Source organism: Pseudomonas sp. TWR1-1-4 (genome assembly GCF_049897165.1).
Classification (GTDB): domain Bacteria; phylum Pseudomonadota; class Gammaproteobacteria; order Pseudomonadales; family Pseudomonadaceae; genus Aquipseudomonas; species Aquipseudomonas canadensis.
Genome location: NZ_JAFCVS010000002.1, coordinates 198,317 through 213,380 on the forward strand (window position 1 = coordinate 198,317; position 15,064 = coordinate 213,380).

At 57.5% G+C, this 15,064-nt stretch carries 19 protein-coding genes; 10 read left to right on the forward strand and 9 right to left on the reverse strand.

Going from position 1 to position 15,064, the window contains the following annotated elements:
• Positions 1-3: 3 nt before the first annotated feature.
• The 3 genes from alkB to ACP7C6_RS05645 are packed head-to-tail and all read right to left on the reverse strand — an operon-like array spanning position 4 to position 1,169.
• Positions 4-669 carry a DNA oxidative demethylase AlkB gene (gene alkB, locus ACP7C6_RS05635; protein ID WP_426108392.1) on the reverse strand — a complete coding sequence of 222 codons (666 nt, stop codon included), beginning with the start codon at positions 667-669 and terminating at the stop codon, positions 4-6.
• 4 nt (positions 670-673) lie between these two features.
• A complete protein-coding gene (locus tag ACP7C6_RS05640; RefSeq protein ID WP_016974793.1) occupies positions 674-841 on the reverse strand; it encodes a hypothetical protein in 168 nt (55 codons plus the stop codon).
• Between the two features lie 25 nt (positions 842-866).
• Entirely contained in the window at positions 867-1,169 is a 303-nt protein-coding gene (locus ACP7C6_RS05645; RefSeq protein WP_003191319.1) for a DUF1883 domain-containing protein, read from the reverse strand.
• Between the two features lie 214 nt (positions 1,170-1,383).
• Here ACP7C6_RS05645 and ACP7C6_RS05650 point away from each other — a divergent pair, with 214 nt between their 5' ends.
• From ACP7C6_RS05650 to ACP7C6_RS05665, 4 genes are all read left to right on the forward strand, one after another.
• Positions 1,384-1,737 (forward strand): hypothetical protein, encoded by a 354-nt coding sequence (locus tag ACP7C6_RS05650; RefSeq protein ID WP_028616222.1) that lies wholly within the window; start codon positions 1,384-1,386, stop codon positions 1,735-1,737.
• A gap of 176 nt (positions 1,738-1,913) precedes the next feature.
• A complete protein-coding gene (locus ACP7C6_RS05655) occupies positions 1,914-2,561 on the forward strand; it encodes a c-type cytochrome (RefSeq protein ID WP_028616221.1) in 648 nt (215 codons plus the stop codon).
• 62 nt (positions 2,562-2,623) lie between these two features.
• A complete protein-coding gene (locus ACP7C6_RS05660) occupies positions 2,624-3,472 on the forward strand; it encodes a c-type cytochrome (RefSeq protein WP_394365117.1) in 849 nt (282 codons plus the stop codon).
• A 76-nt stretch (positions 3,473-3,548) separates the two neighbouring features.
• Complete coding sequence (locus tag ACP7C6_RS05665) at positions 3,549-3,779, forward strand: hypothetical protein (protein ID WP_426108393.1); 231 nt, start codon at positions 3,549-3,551, stop codon at positions 3,777-3,779.
• 9 nt (positions 3,780-3,788) lie between these two features.
• Here ACP7C6_RS05665 and ACP7C6_RS05670 read toward each other — a convergent pair whose 3' ends face one another.
• Positions 3,789-4,070 carry a hypothetical protein gene (locus ACP7C6_RS05670; protein ID WP_016974790.1) on the reverse strand — a complete coding sequence of 94 codons (282 nt, stop codon included), beginning with the start codon at positions 4,068-4,070 and terminating at the stop codon, positions 3,789-3,791.
• A gap of 142 nt (positions 4,071-4,212) precedes the next feature.
• The gene (locus ACP7C6_RS05675) at positions 4,213-4,398 is read right to left on the reverse strand and encodes a hypothetical protein (RefSeq protein WP_426108394.1); all 186 of its coding nucleotides are present in this window, start codon (positions 4,396-4,398) and stop codon (positions 4,213-4,215) included.
• A 310-nt stretch (positions 4,399-4,708) separates the two neighbouring features.
• Here ACP7C6_RS05675 and galU point away from each other — a divergent pair, with 310 nt between their 5' ends.
• Positions 4,709-5,548, forward strand: coding sequence for a UTP--glucose-1-phosphate uridylyltransferase GalU (galU, locus tag ACP7C6_RS05680; RefSeq protein ID WP_028616217.1), 840 nt, complete (start codon positions 4,709-4,711; stop codon positions 5,546-5,548).
• 105 nt (positions 5,549-5,653) lie between these two features.
• The gene (gene gorA, locus ACP7C6_RS05685; RefSeq protein WP_028616216.1) at positions 5,654-7,012 is read left to right on the forward strand and encodes a glutathione-disulfide reductase; all 1,359 of its coding nucleotides are present in this window, start codon (positions 5,654-5,656) and stop codon (positions 7,010-7,012) included.
• On the opposite strand, the gene ACP7C6_RS05690 is transcribed toward gorA, so the two are convergent.
• A complete protein-coding gene (locus ACP7C6_RS05690) occupies positions 7,013-8,020 on the reverse strand; it encodes a DNA-binding protein (protein WP_311892466.1) in 1,008 nt (335 codons plus the stop codon).
• Positions 8,021-8,190: 170 nt separating this feature from the next.
• On the opposite strand from ACP7C6_RS05690, the gene ACP7C6_RS05695 reads away from it, so the two are divergent.
• The 3 genes from ACP7C6_RS05695 to ahpF all read left to right on the forward strand — a co-directional run bounded on the left by ACP7C6_RS05695 (position 8,191) and on the right by ahpF (position 11,518).
• Positions 8,191-9,117 (forward strand): site-specific integrase, encoded by a 927-nt coding sequence (locus tag ACP7C6_RS05695; protein WP_323985934.1) that lies wholly within the window; start codon positions 8,191-8,193, stop codon positions 9,115-9,117.
• Between the two features lie 144 nt (positions 9,118-9,261).
• Positions 9,262-9,825 (forward strand): alkyl hydroperoxide reductase subunit C, encoded by a 564-nt coding sequence (ahpC, locus tag ACP7C6_RS05700; RefSeq protein WP_003173835.1) that lies wholly within the window; start codon positions 9,262-9,264, stop codon positions 9,823-9,825.
• A gap of 127 nt (positions 9,826-9,952) precedes the next feature.
• Positions 9,953-11,518: an alkyl hydroperoxide reductase subunit F gene (ahpF, locus tag ACP7C6_RS05705; protein ID WP_028616213.1), complete on the forward strand. Its 1,566-nt coding sequence runs from the start codon at positions 9,953-9,955 to the stop codon at positions 11,516-11,518.
• Positions 11,519-11,568: 50 nt separating this feature from the next.
• Here the strand turns inward: ahpF and gloA are convergent, their stop codons facing one another.
• Positions 11,569-12,090 carry a lactoylglutathione lyase gene (gene gloA / locus ACP7C6_RS05710; protein WP_028616212.1) on the reverse strand — a complete coding sequence of 174 codons (522 nt, stop codon included), beginning with the start codon at positions 12,088-12,090 and terminating at the stop codon, positions 11,569-11,571.
• A gap of 196 nt (positions 12,091-12,286) precedes the next feature.
• On the opposite strand from gloA, the gene ACP7C6_RS05715 reads away from it, so the two are divergent.
• Positions 12,287-12,823, forward strand: a complete 537-nt coding sequence (locus ACP7C6_RS05715) for a DUF4946 domain-containing protein (protein ID WP_028616211.1) — start codon at positions 12,287-12,289, stop codon at positions 12,821-12,823.
• A gap of 112 nt (positions 12,824-12,935) precedes the next feature.
• On the opposite strand, the gene ACP7C6_RS05720 is transcribed toward ACP7C6_RS05715, so the two are convergent.
• On the reverse strand, positions 12,936-13,301 hold the full coding sequence (locus tag ACP7C6_RS05720) for a histone-like nucleoid-structuring protein, MvaT/MvaU family (RefSeq protein ID WP_311892461.1): 366 nt from the start codon (positions 13,299-13,301) through the stop codon (positions 12,936-12,938).
• Between the two features lie 198 nt (positions 13,302-13,499).
• Positions 13,500-15,041 (reverse strand): EAL domain-containing protein, encoded by a 1,542-nt coding sequence (locus tag ACP7C6_RS05725; RefSeq protein WP_028616209.1) that lies wholly within the window; start codon positions 15,039-15,041, stop codon positions 13,500-13,502.
• Positions 15,042-15,064 lie beyond the last annotated feature (23 nt).

The following is a 15,064-nucleotide window of genomic DNA, read 5'->3' on the forward strand; positions in this document are numbered from 1 at the left end:
AAATCAACCGGCAGTGCGAAACGTGAGGTTGATGCGTTGCGGCCCCATGACCGGATGCACACCGTCCTTGATCGGCATCACTCCGTGGAAGCGCAGGCGATCCACGCCGCCCCAGACCACTACGTCGCCATGAAACAGTGAGACTTTCCGGGTTTTGTCACTGCGTTCGTGTCCACCAAACAGGAAAATCGCCGGCAGGCCAAGCGACACAGATACAACCGGTTCGCTATAGCGGCGTTCGTTTTTGTCCTGGTGCAGGGACATTTTGGCGCCGGGCACATAGCGGTTGATCAGGCAGGCATCAGGGGCAAAGTCGGGAAAACCCGCCTCTGCCGCCGCGTGCACCGCCAATTGACGCAAGACATCTGGCATCTTCGGCCACGGCTGCTGGCTGCGCGGGTCGAGTGGCGAGTAGCGGTAGCCGGACGTGTCAGTGGTCCAGCCCAGGTCTCCGCAACTGCTCAATGCCGCCGACATGGTAAAGCCGCCGGGTGTGACCATTTGTCGAAACGGTGATTGAGCCAGCACCCGCCGCAGCTCCGGCAGGAGGCGCTCAATCCAGGGCAGGGCGTAGCCCTTTAATACGTAGGACTGTTCGCCAATTTGCTCACGCCCTGCGGGTTGTTGCAGGGCGTCGTCGGCGAACAGGTCAGCGGTGGGGCCGGGCATCGGCTTACAGCGCCTTGCTCACATTGATGTCGGTGATTTCATCACTGGCATCGTGAATTTTCGCCAGGGCTTGCTTGGCTTCTTCCACGCTATTGGTCTGCAGCTGGGCGAACTCAAAGCGGCGTTCGCCGTTGAGCTTGTACTTGATCACGTATTTGGTAGTGGTGTTCACGACTATTTCCTGTGAAGTGTGCGGATCAGCTCAGCTTGGAGCTGGTACGACGCACAATGCGGATCTTGTGGGACAACGCGGGTTTGCGGGTGACGCTGATTGCGCGACGCGTGACTACGTCCAGCGTGATGTTCCAGAACCCGGTGCTCGGCGCAGTGATTTTGGCGGGGAACTTGTCGAAGGCGCCGCCGTGATAGGTGTGACGGCCGCCATTCTTGAAGCTGCGAAAATTCGCATCGCTCATCAGACGGATATTACAAGTCTGAGAGCATTCGATGACGACAATGTCGCCCTCGTTGAGGTGCTCACGCTGGTGGATGAATTTCATGGGTGGAGACTCCAGAAGGGCTTTTTCTGAAAAATCAGAACGATACGTAGGTTAAGATGGAGTTTATCAGCCCCAGCGTGTTTATTATCGGCCCGTCTTCAACGACGTCGACAATTTAAAACAGTTATTTACCGAGTTATCAGGGATAAATCCTACTTGGGCGGGAGAAAATTACCATCTCCGCTGTCGTAGGGTCTTTATCGGAGGTTTTAGTATGAAATGGAGTGTGTTGGTTCTGGCCCTGGCGATTGGTGGGTGTGCTTCGGTTGCAGATATCAAGCAGACCCCTCCGACCTTGGCAGTGATTTCCGGTAAAAAACCGAAGGAATACGCTGCGTGTGTGGTACAGAAGCTGTCGGCGACTCGCCGGCCGCCGCAGATCGAACCGCATAAGGACGGCGGTGTGCAGGTGATTGTGCCGCAGAAATTCTCGGCCGATCCTTCGGCGATCTTCGAGATCGATGAGCGCTCCAGTGGCAGTAGCATCAAGCTTTACGAGAGCATGTCCAATGTGCCGATCCGTCCGGGTGACGTGAAGAAGGCCGGCGAGGACTGCATTTCCGGCTGATCTGGCCTGCTCAACCCAGCGACTTCCAATCCGATAAAAAAGCCTGGCCGCGTATGCGTAAAGCCAGGCTTTTTTTTGTGCTGCGTTTTTGGAGTTGTCGCGAGGGGGTCATTCCCCTACCATTTGTAGGCTTATGCCGTAAGAGTCTAAGCATATAACTATAAAATGGAGCCGTGATGATGTCTCTGGAACGAGTACTGATGGGCAGTGCGCTGATGTTGCTATTGGGCAATGCCCACGCGCTGGAGGGGAGGAAGATCTTTGCCGAGGGCGGTTCGCAGCCGGGTGCCATGCCGTGTGTAGCCTGTCATGGTGCCGATGGCGCGGGGATGGCCGCAGCAGGCTTTCCCCGGTTAGCGGGTTTGCCCGCGCCGTATGTGCGTAAACAACTGGAGGATTTCAAAGGTGGCAGCCGTTCAAATCCCGTGATGCAGCCGGTGGCGAACGCGCTCACGGACGCTGAAATCGAGGCGGTCAGTCAGGCGCTGGCGGCAATGCCGGGGCCTGTTCCACAGGCGGTCTATCGCGGCGATATGCCGCTCAATGCTGCACAAAAGCTCGCACAACAAGGCGCCTGGGAACGGCAGATTCCGGCCTGTGCCAGTTGTCATGGCCCAGCAGGGACGGGGCTCGGTGACGCATTCCCGCCCCTGGCCGGCCAACCCGCCGCTTACCTGGCAGCGCAATTGATGGCTTGGCAAAATGGCACCCGCCACAACGATCCGAATGACTTGATGGGGCACATCGCTAAGTCCCTCACGGCAGAAGAAGTGCAGGGTGTGGCCCAGTATTTCGCTTCGCTGAAACTGGAGGCCAAGCCATGAGTCCGTTGATATTAGCCTTGGGCCTATTGGCTGTTCCCTCGGCTAACGCCGCCACGATCGCCATGGAAGACCAATCACAGTTGCAACCCGCCAGCCACGCTGCGGTCAGCCAATTCCGGCCGCCTCAAGAGAGCGAACTGCCCGACAATGCTTACGGCAAGCTGGTGAGAGAGGGGTATGCGTTGTTCGTGGATACTCAGCGGCTGGCACCGAAATATGTCGGTAACGGACTCAACTGCAGCAACTGCCACCTGGACCAGGGTCGTCTCGCCAACTCGGCGCCACTGTGGGCTGCGTACCCGATGTACCCGGCCTATCGGAAGAAAAACGACAAGGTCAATACCTTTGCCGAGCGATTGCAGGGCTGTTTCCAGTTCAGTATGAACGGCGGCACACCCCCGGCCGCAGACAGCTCTGAGATCGCCGCGCTTTCGGTGTATGCCTACTGGCTGGCGAGCAAGGCACCGCTGGGTGTCGAGCTGCCTGGTCGTGGCTACCCAGACGTTGCGCAACCGGCCAAGGGTTATAACCTGGCTCAGGGTGCCCAGGTGTACCAGGAGCAGTGCGCGGTCTGCCACGGCGGCGAAGGGCAGGGCCAAAAGGTCGGTGAGCACTATGTGATGCCACCCCTGTGGGGCAAGGATTCCTACAATTGGGGCGCCGGCATGCACCGCATCAATACGGCGGCGTCCTTCATCAAACACAACATGCCGCTGGGCAAGGGCGGCAGCTTGAGCGACCAGCAAGCCTGGGACGTTGCAGCCTATGTCAACAGCCATGAACGGCCGCAGGATCCGCGATTGGTTGACGGTTCTGTGGAGAAAACCCGGGTCAAGTTCCACGCCAACGATGGCGTCAATCTCTACGGCCAAAACGTAGAAGGCGTGCTGATCGGGCAGGGCATCCGTTAAACTGTTACCCGATCAATGCAAAAATGCCGCGCAAACCCTCGGTTTGTGCGGCATCTGCCTTTTTGGGAAGTCTTTCATGAAGCGTGAACACGTCAGGGCTCGCCAGGCCGAAGGCCAGATATCGGCCACTCAAATCATCCAGAACCCTGCCGATCTTGGGGAGTGGATCGTATTCTTCAAGAAAAGCGGCGGCCGCAGTTTTTTCCTGGTGGACGATCAGGATGAAGTCGAGTCGTTCGCGCGCCTGGATGACCTGGTGGAGACCATCCGCAGCCTGGGCATCAAGTTTGCCGATATTCAGTTGTAAGCCTCAAGCTTATTTGCAGACCACCACTACACTGCGACTCTTGTAGTTACCCACGTCCTGCCCCAGGGTCTTGTCGCTTTCCTTGAGCGACGGCGTGCCTTCGGTACCGACGATGCGGTAGCCGGTACCGGCACACGAGGCGTCAGCCTTTTCGTAGCAGCTGGCCCAGGAATTGGCTTCGCCTGAGCAATCGATGGTCAGACCTTGTTCACCGTTTTTCAGGTAGACGTCAGAAGTGGTGGTGCAGCCGGCGAGTGCCAGTACCGCAGTCAGTGCCAGAATCTTGTTCATGTGTGTTCATCATCGAGGGTGTTGGAAGGGCGCTGACACTGTCGTGGGGCGTTTCGGCGAGATTATAGCGAACTGCCATGTACGTACAGACAAACACAAAAAAGCCCCGGTCAAACGGGGCTTTTGCGCAGCGCTTGGACGATTACTTGCCCTTCGGCCGCTTGCTCGATGCGTGGCCCGCTTCATCCACAAACACCTCAGCTACCGCGATAGCCTGGCTTTCGGTCGGGAATACCCCGGCGACGCTGTCACCGTGGAAGTTGATCAAGTGCCAACCGTCCGCTTGCTGTGTGATCAGGTAGCCGTTCACGCCTTTTGGTTCTGACATCTATCAAGTATCTCGTGGTGTGGTTCAAGGGCCTTATGATAGCGCCAAATGCAGCGATTCAGCGCAAGTTATTCCAGGTCAGTGTTCCGGTTGCAAAAGCGTGCTAAAAAGAGTGCAGCCCTTTGAAACATTGAGGTGCAGCCGTTTTTTGCCGCGGCGGTGGGAGCGCGGTCCATAAGGCCAGCGGAACTTACGCCGAGATTTTTTCTCTATGATGACATCGCAACGCCAGCAGGACCCATTGTAAGGTGACTGCGGCCTGATTAGACTGCGCCGAATTCCGTACGCACAGCCCTTTGTAAGGACTCATATGATCAAGAAATGCTTGTTCCCAGCAGCCGGTTACGGCACTCGCTTCTTGCCAGCGACCAAAGCCATGCCCAAAGAGATGCTGCCGGTGGTGAACAAGCCACTGATTCAGTACGGCGTCGAAGAGGCACTGGATGCCGGCCTGAACGAAATTTCCATCGTCACCGGCCGTGGTAAGCGCGCGCTGGAAGACCACTTCGACATCAGCTATGAGCTGGAAAACCAGATCAAGGGCACCGACAAGGAAAAATACCTGGTCGGCATCCGCAAGCTGCTGGACGAGTGCTCGTTCTCCTACACCCGTCAGACCCAGATGAAAGGCCTCGGCCACGCGATTCTGACCGGCCGCCCGCTGATCGGTGACGAACCGTTCGCCGTGGTGCTGGCGGATGACCTGTGCGTCAACCTGGAAGGCAAGGGTGTTCTGGAACAGATGGTTGATCTGTACAAGAAATACCGTTGCACCATCGTGGCAGTCCAGGAAGTGGACCCACAGGAAACCAACAAATACGGCGTGATCGCGGGCGACGAAATCGGCGATGGCCTGATCCGCGTGCGTGACATGGTTGAAAAACCAGCACCGGAAGACGCACCTTCGAACCTGGCGATCATCGGTCGTTACATCCTGACCCCGGATATCTTCAAGCTGATCGAAGAAACCGAGCCAGGCAAGGGCGGCGAAATCCAGATCACCGACGCCCTGTTGAAGCAAGCCAAAGACGGTTGCGTGATTGCCTACAAGTTCAAGGGCCAGCGCTTCGACTGCGGCGGCGCTGAAGGCTACATCGAAGCGACCAACTTCTGCTACGAGCACTTCTACAAGACTGGCAAGGCTTACTGATTCAAGCTGTAAGCGTCCCGGTCCAAAAAAGCCACCTTCGGGTGGCTTTTTCGTTTTTCAGCCCCATGTAAGTCGGTATGCTGATGTTCTGCCGAGGAGAGTGAAATGGCCTACGATTTTGACCTGTATGTGATTGGCGCCGGTTCCGGCGGTGTTCGTGCGGCGCGTTTTGCCGCAGGCTTTGGTGCCAAGGTGGCCGTGGCGGAAAGCCGCTACCTGGGTGGCACGTGCGTCAACGTCGGCTGCGTGCCGAAGAAACTGTTGGTGTACGGCGCACACTTTGCCGAAGATTTTGAGCAGGCCAGCGGATTTGGCTGGTCGCTGGGTGAGGCGAATTTTGATTGGGCCACCCTGATCGCCAACAAAGATCGTGAGATCAACCGCCTGAACGGCATTTACCGCAACCTGCTGGTCAATAGCGGCGTGACCCTGCATGAGGGACACGCTCGTCTGGTGGATGCGCATCAGGTCGAAATCAACGGCGAGCGCTTTACCGCCAAACACATCCTGATCGCGACGGGTGGCTGGCCGCAGATTCCGGAAATTCCGGGCCGTGAACATGCGATTGGTTCCAATGAAGCGTTTTTCCTCAAAGAGTTGCCCAAGCGTGTATTGGTTGTCGGTGGTGGCTACATTGCCGTCGAGTTCGCGGGGATCTTCCACGGCCTGGGTGCACAGACAACCCTGCTGTATCGCGGTGACTTGTTCCTGCGTGGTTTTGACGGTTCGGTGCGTACGCACCTGAAGGAAGAGCTGACCAAGCGTGGCCTGGACCTGCAATTCAATGCAGACATCGAGCGCATCGACAAGCAAGCGGATGGCAGCCTCAAGGCCACGCTGAAAGACGGCCGCGTGTTGGAAGCGGACTGTGTGTTCTACGCCACTGGCCGCCGTCCGATGCTGGACAACCTTGGCCTGGAGAACACAGGCGTGAAACTCGACAAGCGTGGCTTCGTCGAAGTGGATGATCTGTATCAGACCGCTGAGTCGTCGATCCTGGCCATCGGCGATGTAATCGGGCGCGTGCAGCTGACACCGGTTGCGTTGGCTGAAGGCATGGCCGTGGCGCGTCGCCTGTTCAAGCCGGAGCAATATCGTCCGGTGGATTACGCCATGATTCCGACGGCGGTGTTCAGTCTGCCGAACATTGGTACTGTTGGCCTGACCGAAGAGGAAGCGAAAGAGAAGGGTCATAAGGTGCAGATCTTCGAAAGCCGTTTCCGGCCAATGAAGCTGACCCTGACTGAATGCCAGGAAAAAACCCTGATGAAGCTGGTGGTGGACGCTGACACCGACCAAGTGCTGGGTTGTCACATGGTCGGTCCGGATGCCGGCGAGATCGTCCAGGGCTTGGCGATCGCGCTCAAGGCGGGCGCGACCAAGCAGCATTTCGATGACACCATCGGTGTGCACCCTACGGCGGCGGAAGAGTTCGTCACCATGCGCACGCCTGTGTCAGGCTGATCAGCTCTCGGGTGTTGCCTCTGGCGCCGTCGCAACGGCGGCTGCCAGGCGCAATGCCTCGATACTGGCCTGGGTTTTGATCAGTTCCAATTCCAGGATTTTATTGGATTGTTGATGTTCAGCCAACGCTTCCTGGCGTGACTGGCTCTCCAGCACCGCAACGCGCAGACGCTCCTGAAGCAGGGTGCGCTCGCTGTCAATCAGGCTCACCTGTTCGCTCAGCTTGAGCTGCTGGGCCTGGTCTTTGCGGGATTGCTCCTGCAGCGCCGTCAACTCTTTCGATGTCACTCGATGTTCAATCAGCAGTCGCTCATTGTCGCGGTGCAGTTGGGTGATTTCATCCTGGCGCACCATGGCGCTCTGCTGGGCTTGGCGCAGCTCGGCTTGGACCTGTTGCAGTTGCCCTTCGTGACGACGCTGTTCCTGCTCGCGCTGCTCCTTGATCGCATTACGGTAATGCTCCAAGGCATCCCTTGCGTGCAGGTGCTTTTCTTCCAGCGAGCGAATCTGTTCGTCCTTATCGTTGATCCGTAATTCGTAATCACTGCACGCCTGGCTCAGCCCGGCGTTACGGGTTTGTTCGGTCTGCAGGCTGGTACTGGCGGTTTGCAGGGCCGCGCTTTCTTCTGCCAGGGCGGCGGCCTGGATATCAAATTGTTGCTTGAGTTGGCCGTGTGCTTCCTCAAGGGCTTCTAGTTGGGCGAGCAGGGCGGCTTTCTGTTGCTCGAACTGCGCCAGGGCCAGGTCGATAGGCTCCTGGGCTTTCTCCTTCAAGCGTTGCGCCAGGCGCGCTACCAGTTCACCAAGCTCGTCGTCGATGGGCGCTTCGGTGATGGTGGCTCGGCTTTCGCTCTCATCCAGCTCCTTCAGATAGCGATGAATCGTGGTTTTCGAGCCGGTATTGCCCATTTCGATGCGTACGGCGTCGATGCTGGGGTTTTCGCCACGGGCGAGGATCGCCAGGCGTGCCGTCTGAACTACTGCTTTGTTAATGCCGCCGCGAGCCATGGGGTCTCCGTCGATTTCGTAATGTGGTATGTATCATGTATATACATACTATATCACAAATAAAAAATCGTTTAAATTCACGATTTAACAGATGGGATATTGGCGTATTATCCCGTGTCATTGACATTTAATCCGCCAAAGCAACTGCCAGCAGTACGAATGGGCCTTTCATGAGCGATCTGGATCGTTACCTCAACGCCGCCACACGCGATAACACGCGACGTAGTTATCGTGCGGCCATCGAGCATTTCGAAGTGAGCTGGGGAGGGTTCCTGCCCGCGACCAGCGACAGCGTGGCGCGTTATCTGGTGGCGCATGCCGGAGTCTTGGCGGTCAACACGCTGAAGCTGCGGCTGTCGGCACTGGCGCAGTGGCATACGAGCCAGGGTTTTCCCGACCCAACCAAGGCGCCGGTGGTGCGCAAAGTGCTCAAGGGCATTCGTGCCGTGCACCCGGCGCAGGAGAAGCAAGCCGAGCCTTTGCAACTCAAGCACCTTGAGCAGGTGGTGGCTTCTCTTGAAAAGGAGGCGAAAGACGCAGCCCACGACGTGTCTCGGCTACTGCGCGCCAAGCGCGACACTGCATTGATCCTGCTGGGTTTCTGGCGAGGCTTTCGCAGCGATGAGCTGTGTCGGCTCGAGATCGAGCATGTGCAAGCGACGCCTGGTACCGGGATCAGCCTGTATCTGCCGCGCAGCAAAAGCGACCGCGACAACCTCGGCAAGACTTATCACACACCGGCGCTTTTGCGCCTGTGCCCGGTGCAGGCCTACAGCGAGTGGCTTAGCGCCTCGGCATTGGTGCGTGGCCCGGTGTTTCGCGGCATCGATCGCTGGGGCAACCTGGGGGAGGAGGGGTTGCACCCCAACAGTGTGATCCCGCTGCTGCGCCAGGCGCTGAAGCGCGCCGGCATCCCCGCCGAGCAATACACCAGCCACTCACTGCGCCGGGGCTTTGCCACGTGGGCCCATCGCAGCGGTTGGGATTTGAAGTCGTTGATGAGTTACGTCGGCTGGAGCGACATGAAATCCGCCATGCGCTATGTTGAAGCGACGCCCTTTCTTGGCATGACTCTGGCGACGCCACCGCTGCTTTGAGATTTCTTCTATTAATACAGTCACCTGATAGGGAAAACCAATCGTCAGCATCAGGTTTGCCAATGAGCCATCGGCCAAGAGAGTGGGTAGGATTCACTTCATCAACTTACTAAGCCCTTCTACAAACCTGACGGAGAGTCAACGATGCCTATCATCAACAGCCAAGTAAAACCGTTCAAAGCTACCGCCTACAAAAACGGCAACTTCGTAGACGTGACCGACGCTGACCTGAAAGGCAAATGGTCCGTGGTGTTCTTCTACCCAGCCGACTTCACCTTCGTTTGCCCAACCGAACTGGAAGACCTGGCCGACAACTACGCCGAATTCCAGAAGCTGGGCGTCGAGATCTACAGCGTGTCCACCGACACCCACTTTGCCCACGCTGCCTGGCACAACACTTCGCCAGCCATCGGCAAAATCCAGTACACCATGATCGGTGACCCAACCCTGACCATCTCCCGCAACTTCGACGTACTGATCGAAGAAGCAGGCCTGGCAGACCGCGGTACTTTTGTGATCAACCCAGAAGGTCAGATCAAGATCGTTGAGCTGAACGACGGCGGTGTTGGTCGTGACGCTTCCGAGCTGCTGCGCAAGATCAAAGCCGCTCAGTACGTTGCTGCCCACCCAGGCGAAGTGTGCCCAGCCAAGTGGAAAGAAGGCGAGGCCACCCTGGCTCCGTCCCTGGACCTGGTCGGCAAGATCTAAGTCTGTGAAGTCTCAAGGGCGGTATTCCGCACTTAAGTAAGCTGCATCCGCCCCCAAAACGCCCGGGCGAGATTCGCTCGGGCGTTTTTTTGTCTGCAATAAACCGAATTAATAGGAAATCGCCCGTATGTTGGACGCCAATCTTAAAGCTCAGTTGAAGTCATACCTGGAACGGGTCACCCAGCCGATCGAGATCGTCGCCTCCCTCGATGACGGCGCGAAATCCCAGGAAATGCTTGCCCTTTTGCAGGATGTTGTCAGCCTCACCACGCTGATTACCCTGAAAACCGATGGTGATGATGCGCGTAAGCCGTCGTTTTCCATCAACCGCCCGGGTGCCGAGATCAGCCTGCGTTTCGCCGGCATCCCCATGGGCCATGAATTCACTTCGTTGGTGTTGGCCTTGCTGCAAGTCGGTGGCCACCCGTCGAAGGCCAGTGTCGAAGTGATTGAACAGATCCGCGCCCTTAAAGGCGAGTTCAGCTTCGAGACTTACTTCTCGCTGTCCTGCCAGAACTGCCCGGATGTGGTCCAGGCGCTGAACCTGATGGCCGTGCTCAACCCGAACATCCGCCACGTCGCCATCGACGGCGCGCTGTTCCAGGCGGAAGTCGACGAGCGCCAGATCATGGCGGTACCGAGCGTTTACTTGAACGGTGTGAACTTCGGCCAAGGCCGCATGGGCCTGGAAGAAATCCTCGCCAAGCTCGACACCAGCGGCATCGAAAAAGCCGCCGAGAAAATCAGCGCCAAAGACGCCTTTGATGTGCTTGTGGTCGGCGGTGGCCCAGCCGGTTCTGCGGCGGCGATCTACGCTGCACGTAAAGGCATCCGTACCGGCGTTGCTGCTGAGCGCTTTGGCGGCCAAGTGCTGGACACCATGTCCATCGAGAACTTCATCTCGGTACAAGAAACCGAAGGGCCGAAACTGGCCAGCGCGCTGGAAGCCCACGTACGTCAATACGATGTGGACATCATGAACCTCCAGCGCGCCAGCAGCCTGGTGCCCGCGAAAAACGCCGGTGACTTGCACGAAATCCGCTTCGAAAGCGGTGCGACCCTGAAGTCCAAGACCGTGATCCTGGCCACCGGCGCCCGCTGGCGCGAAATGGGGGTGCCGGGTGAGCAGGAATACAAGGCCAAAGGCGTGTGCTTTTGCCCGCATTGCGACGGTCCGCTGTTCAAGGGCAAGCGTGTGGCGGTGATCGGCGGCGGTAACTCCGGCGTTGAGGCGGCCATCGACCTGGCCGGTATCGTCAGCCACGTCACCCTGCTTGAGTTCGACAGCAAATTGCGCGCCGACGCCGTGTTGCAGCGCAAGCTCTACAGCCTGCCGAACGTTGACGTGATCACCAGTGCGTTGACCAGCGAAGTGAAAGGTGATGGCCAGAAAGTCACCGGCCTGGCGTACAAGGATCGCGACAGCGGCGAGTTCAAGACCATCGACCTGGAAGGGATCTTTGTACAGATCGGTTTGCTGCCCAACACTGACTGGCTCAAAGGCACCGTTGAACTGACGCCGCGCGGCGAGATCATTGTCGATGCGCGGGGGGAAACTTCACTGCCCGGCGTGTTTGCTGCCGGTGACGTGACGACGGTACCCTACAAGCAGATCGTGATTGCCGTGGGTGAGGGCGCCAAGGCTTCCCTGAGTGCTTTCGATCACTTGATCCGGACTTCCGCCCCGGCGTAAATCCGGAACCGGAAATGAAAAACCCCATGAGTGATCATGGGGTTTTTTCGTTACAGCGGTGCGGGCTGGATAATCTCGACCCAGTACGCGTCCGGGTCCTTGATGAAGGCCAGGCTCTTCATGCGGCCATCGCTCAGGCGCTTCTGGAAGTCGCAGCCCAGGGCTTCGAAACGTTCGCAGGCAGCGACGATATCCGGCACCGAGATGCAGATATGGCCAAAACCACGTGGGTCGGTATTGCCATTGTGGTAGGCAAAGTCGGTGTCGTTTTCGGTGCCGTGGTTGTGGGTCAGTTCCAGGATTCCTGGGATCGACTTCATCCACTGGGTGCGCTCGGCGGCGTCGGCCGGGATCTGGGATTTGTCCACCAGGGCCAGGAAGTACAGGCTGAATTCGGCCTCCGGAAAATCACGCTTTTCAACCAGGGAAAAACCCAGGACGCGGGTGTAGAAGTCCAGCGACTTGGTGATGTCCTTGACCCGCAGCATGGTGTGGTTGAACACGAAGTTCGTGGTGGCGGTGTCCGGTTGGGCGGTAACGCCCGGGAAAGTGTTCAGTTCGTGCAGGCTCATGGGCCCTCCAGAAAAAATGGGGCAAACGCAGCTCTGAAATGTGAGCGGTTCCTTGGCTTGCGGCTGGCATCCGTGCAGCCGGACCATGATACGCAAGGCTTGCCCCAGGCGCCAAATGAAAAAGCCCATGCAGGCCTTGCGACACAGGGGCGCCGGGGCTCAAACTTTGGCGCTTGAACCTTGGGTACTTTTCGCAATGATCGCATTTCGTAAACCGCTGTTGAGCGCTGTGTGTTTGCTGGTGGGCAGTTCCTTCGTGCTGGCGGCCGACCCCGAAATTCATTGGCCCAGTGGCTGGCAGGTCGAAGAGGTCGTACCGGATGGCGAAGCGCCTTCCAAACCCCAGGTGGTGTCGCGCCAGCGTGCAATCAAGAATGATGAAAATGGCACGACCCTGATGGTGATGGAGTTGACCGGTACGCCGATTGAAGCGGGGCATAAGGTTAATCTACAAGGCGTACTGCTGGAGATGCGCAAGTCCATCCAGAAAGATTTTGCCCAAGGTGGTTATCAAAGTGTATGCAGCAAGATGCACCCTACAACATTGAGTCGTCTTGACGCGTTGGAAACTACATGTGTGATAACCGAAAACGGACGCCACGTGCTTTCGCAAACATTGGTGGGCGCGGTTGATGCCGATAAGGCGTATGTTTTTTCATACGCAGGGCAGGCGGATGCGTACGAAGCAAGCAAGGAAGAAGTCAGCTCGGTGCGCGATAGCCTCAAACTCTAAGTGTGTAATGTGCGACGTTTCTGAACATTATGAAACGTTATTTAAGTTCGGTTTCGAACCCTGGAATTAAAAAAGCCCCGCATAATCGGGGCTCTTTCTTAGTGCAGTGCGATCAGCCGCGAAGCCAGGAGTCTACAGTGGCGGCGCCGTACTGTTCTTTCCACGCCTTGAGGCCACGGTGGTTGCCGCCTTTGGTTTCGATCAGCTCACCGGTGTGCGGGTTCTGGTAAACCTTGACCACACGTGCGCGGCGCTGTTTTGGTGCGTTGACGGCAGCAGCGCTGGACTTGCCCGGGTTTGGATCAAGGATGGAAATGATGTCGCGCAGGCCTTTGCCGTAGGTCTTCATCAGGCTCTGGAGCTTTTCTTCGAATTCGATTTCTTTCTTCAGGCCGGCGTCGTTCTTCAGGGATTCCAGCTGGGCAAGCTGCTCTTGAAGGGCTTTTTCGGCTGCGCGAAATTCGGCGAGTCTGGACAAAATAGGTACTCCAATAGTGTGTTTGGCTGATATCAACTGCAGACAAAGCTATAAGCCAAGCGCTTTAAGGCGACTCTAGAAAGAAGCCGTCCCGCGAATTCTGCACAGGCTGGAAAAATTGTAGTAGTTAATTTGCTACGAGTAAATCATGTCTTTTGGCTAAATAACATTATTTCAGTGCAGGTAGTGCATGGCTATTCAATGGCTTGCCAGAGATTTAATAAATTCATCGCTGGGCAAAGGCTTTCCGAACAGGTAGCCCTGCAAAAAATCCACGCCTTGGGCGGCCAGGTAGTCGGACTGTTCGGGCGTTTCCACACCTTCTGCTACGATGCCTAAATCGAGTTTGCCGGACAGTTCTATGATGCTGTCGAGAATATGCCGTGATAGTGCATCGGCACCGATCATGGCGACAAAACTCTGATCAATCTTCAAGTAGTCGACATTGAAGTTACGTAAATAGCCCAGGCTGGAGTGGCCGGTTCCAAAGTCGTCAATAGCGATCATTACCCCCAGTTGATGCAGGGCGTCAAACAGGCGGCGAGTGATGTCGGTGGGCACGATCAGTTCGCGCTCGGTCAACTCCAGCACCAACGTCACTTGGCCCACGGGAAAGGCGGCGAGAAACTCACGGCAATCATCCACCAAGGCCAAATCCTGGCAGTGGCGTGCGGTGATATTGACGCCGATATGAAACCCAGGGCTGAAGCGCGCCGCATGGGGCGCCAGTTGTACGGCGGTCTGGCGCAGGAGGGCGCGAGTCATCGGAACTATCAGGCCCGAATGCTCGGCCAGGGGAATAAACAGGTCGGGCCGCACCAGGCCTTCTTTTGGATGCTGCCAGCGCATGAGCACTTCACATCCCGCCCACTCGCGAGTATCACCGCGTACCACCGGCTGGAAATACGGAATGAATTCATTGGCGCCCAACGCCCGCTGCAATTCGTGAGTCGGTGCCGAGGAGCGCTTTTGCAGCCAGTGCGCCAAAAGGCCAGCCAATACGCCAAAAAACACGATCAGACTGAACAATGCCGGGTATCGCGCCTGCATGTAGCGCCAGACTTCACCCGCCGGCATACCCGCGTCGACGCTGTAGTGATAACGCCCGGACACCAAGTGATGGTGGGCCACCGCGAACGCCGGCACCGCGGTGTCATGTACCTTGCCATCAGCCCCCAGCCAATTCGGGCCCACTTGTAATATCAGGTGGGCGTATCGGCTGATCAGACGCAGGGCGTTGGTCAAGTGGTAGCCATCAATCGACGCAAAAGCCGCCTTGTCGCCGTCAACCAGCCGGTAGACCAGCAGTGCGGTGTCGGGTGTCACCGGGTTGCCATTCATCAACCATAGCCGACCGTCCACATAGTCATCCGGGTTGACCGGTGACTCGTAGTTGCTGCCGAACAACGAGCTGCAATAGATGTTTTTTTGCCAGGACAGGGTGGTCGCGCGCACAAACGGGCGACGCGTGACTTGTTCTCGCAGGGCCAGTTGCACGCCGTTATCACAGGGCAACCCCGCCAGCGGTAGCAAGGCCTGGGCGGCGAGGGAGGTATTGTCGAGCATCAGGTCGAATTGGCGCACTGCCTCCTGGGCGGTCTGGGCGGTGCTTTGTTGCAAGGTACGTTCGGCCTGCCAATGAAGGATAACGACGCCGAGCGCAATCGGTAGCAGCGCGCTCAGGGTTGTGATCAGGTAGCGAGTGGCGCGTTTTCGCGGGCCGTTGACGGTCAGGGGCATGGAGTGAACGGCCTGTTGCAGGG

What these genes read in the sequence shown, in the direction of transcription:
- alkB (WP_426108392.1), bottom strand. Translation starts at nt 669, where the DNA reads ATGCCCGGCCCCACCGCTGACCTGTTCGCCGACGACGCCCTGCAACAA.
- ACP7C6_RS05645 (WP_003191319.1), bottom strand. Translation starts at nt 1,169, where the DNA reads ATGAAATTCATCCACCAGCGTGAGCACCTCAACGAGGGCGACATTGTC.
- ACP7C6_RS05650 (WP_028616222.1), top strand. Translation starts at nt 1,384, where the DNA reads ATGAAATGGAGTGTGTTGGTTCTGGCCCTGGCGATTGGTGGGTGTGCT.
- ACP7C6_RS05655 (WP_028616221.1), top strand. Translation starts at nt 1,914, where the DNA reads ATGATGTCTCTGGAACGAGTACTGATGGGCAGTGCGCTGATGTTGCTA.
- ACP7C6_RS05660 (WP_394365117.1), top strand. Translation starts at nt 2,624, where the DNA reads ATGGAAGACCAATCACAGTTGCAACCCGCCAGCCACGCTGCGGTCAGC.
- ACP7C6_RS05665 (WP_426108393.1), top strand. Translation starts at nt 3,549, where the DNA reads ATGAAGCGTGAACACGTCAGGGCTCGCCAGGCCGAAGGCCAGATATCG.
- ACP7C6_RS05670 (WP_016974790.1), bottom strand. Translation starts at nt 4,070, where the DNA reads ATGAACAAGATTCTGGCACTGACTGCGGTACTGGCACTCGCCGGCTGC.
- ACP7C6_RS05675 (WP_426108394.1), bottom strand. Translation starts at nt 4,398, where the DNA reads ATGTCAGAACCAAAAGGCGTGAACGGCTACCTGATCACACAGCAAGCG.
- galU (WP_028616217.1), top strand. Translation starts at nt 4,709, where the DNA reads ATGATCAAGAAATGCTTGTTCCCAGCAGCCGGTTACGGCACTCGCTTC.
- gorA (WP_028616216.1), top strand. Translation starts at nt 5,654, where the DNA reads ATGGCCTACGATTTTGACCTGTATGTGATTGGCGCCGGTTCCGGCGGT.
- ACP7C6_RS05690 (WP_311892466.1), bottom strand. Translation starts at nt 8,020, where the DNA reads ATGGCTCGCGGCGGCATTAACAAAGCAGTAGTTCAGACGGCACGCCTG.
- ACP7C6_RS05695 (WP_323985934.1), top strand. Translation starts at nt 8,191, where the DNA reads ATGAGCGATCTGGATCGTTACCTCAACGCCGCCACACGCGATAACACG.
- ahpC (WP_003173835.1), top strand. Translation starts at nt 9,262, where the DNA reads ATGCCTATCATCAACAGCCAAGTAAAACCGTTCAAAGCTACCGCCTAC.
- ahpF (WP_028616213.1), top strand. Translation starts at nt 9,953, where the DNA reads ATGTTGGACGCCAATCTTAAAGCTCAGTTGAAGTCATACCTGGAACGG.
- gloA (WP_028616212.1), bottom strand. Translation starts at nt 12,090, where the DNA reads ATGAGCCTGCACGAACTGAACACTTTCCCGGGCGTTACCGCCCAACCG.
- ACP7C6_RS05715 (WP_028616211.1), top strand. Translation starts at nt 12,287, where the DNA reads ATGATCGCATTTCGTAAACCGCTGTTGAGCGCTGTGTGTTTGCTGGTG.
- ACP7C6_RS05725 (WP_028616209.1), bottom strand. Translation starts at nt 15,041, where the DNA reads ATGCCCCTGACCGTCAACGGCCCGCGAAAACGCGCCACTCGCTACCTG.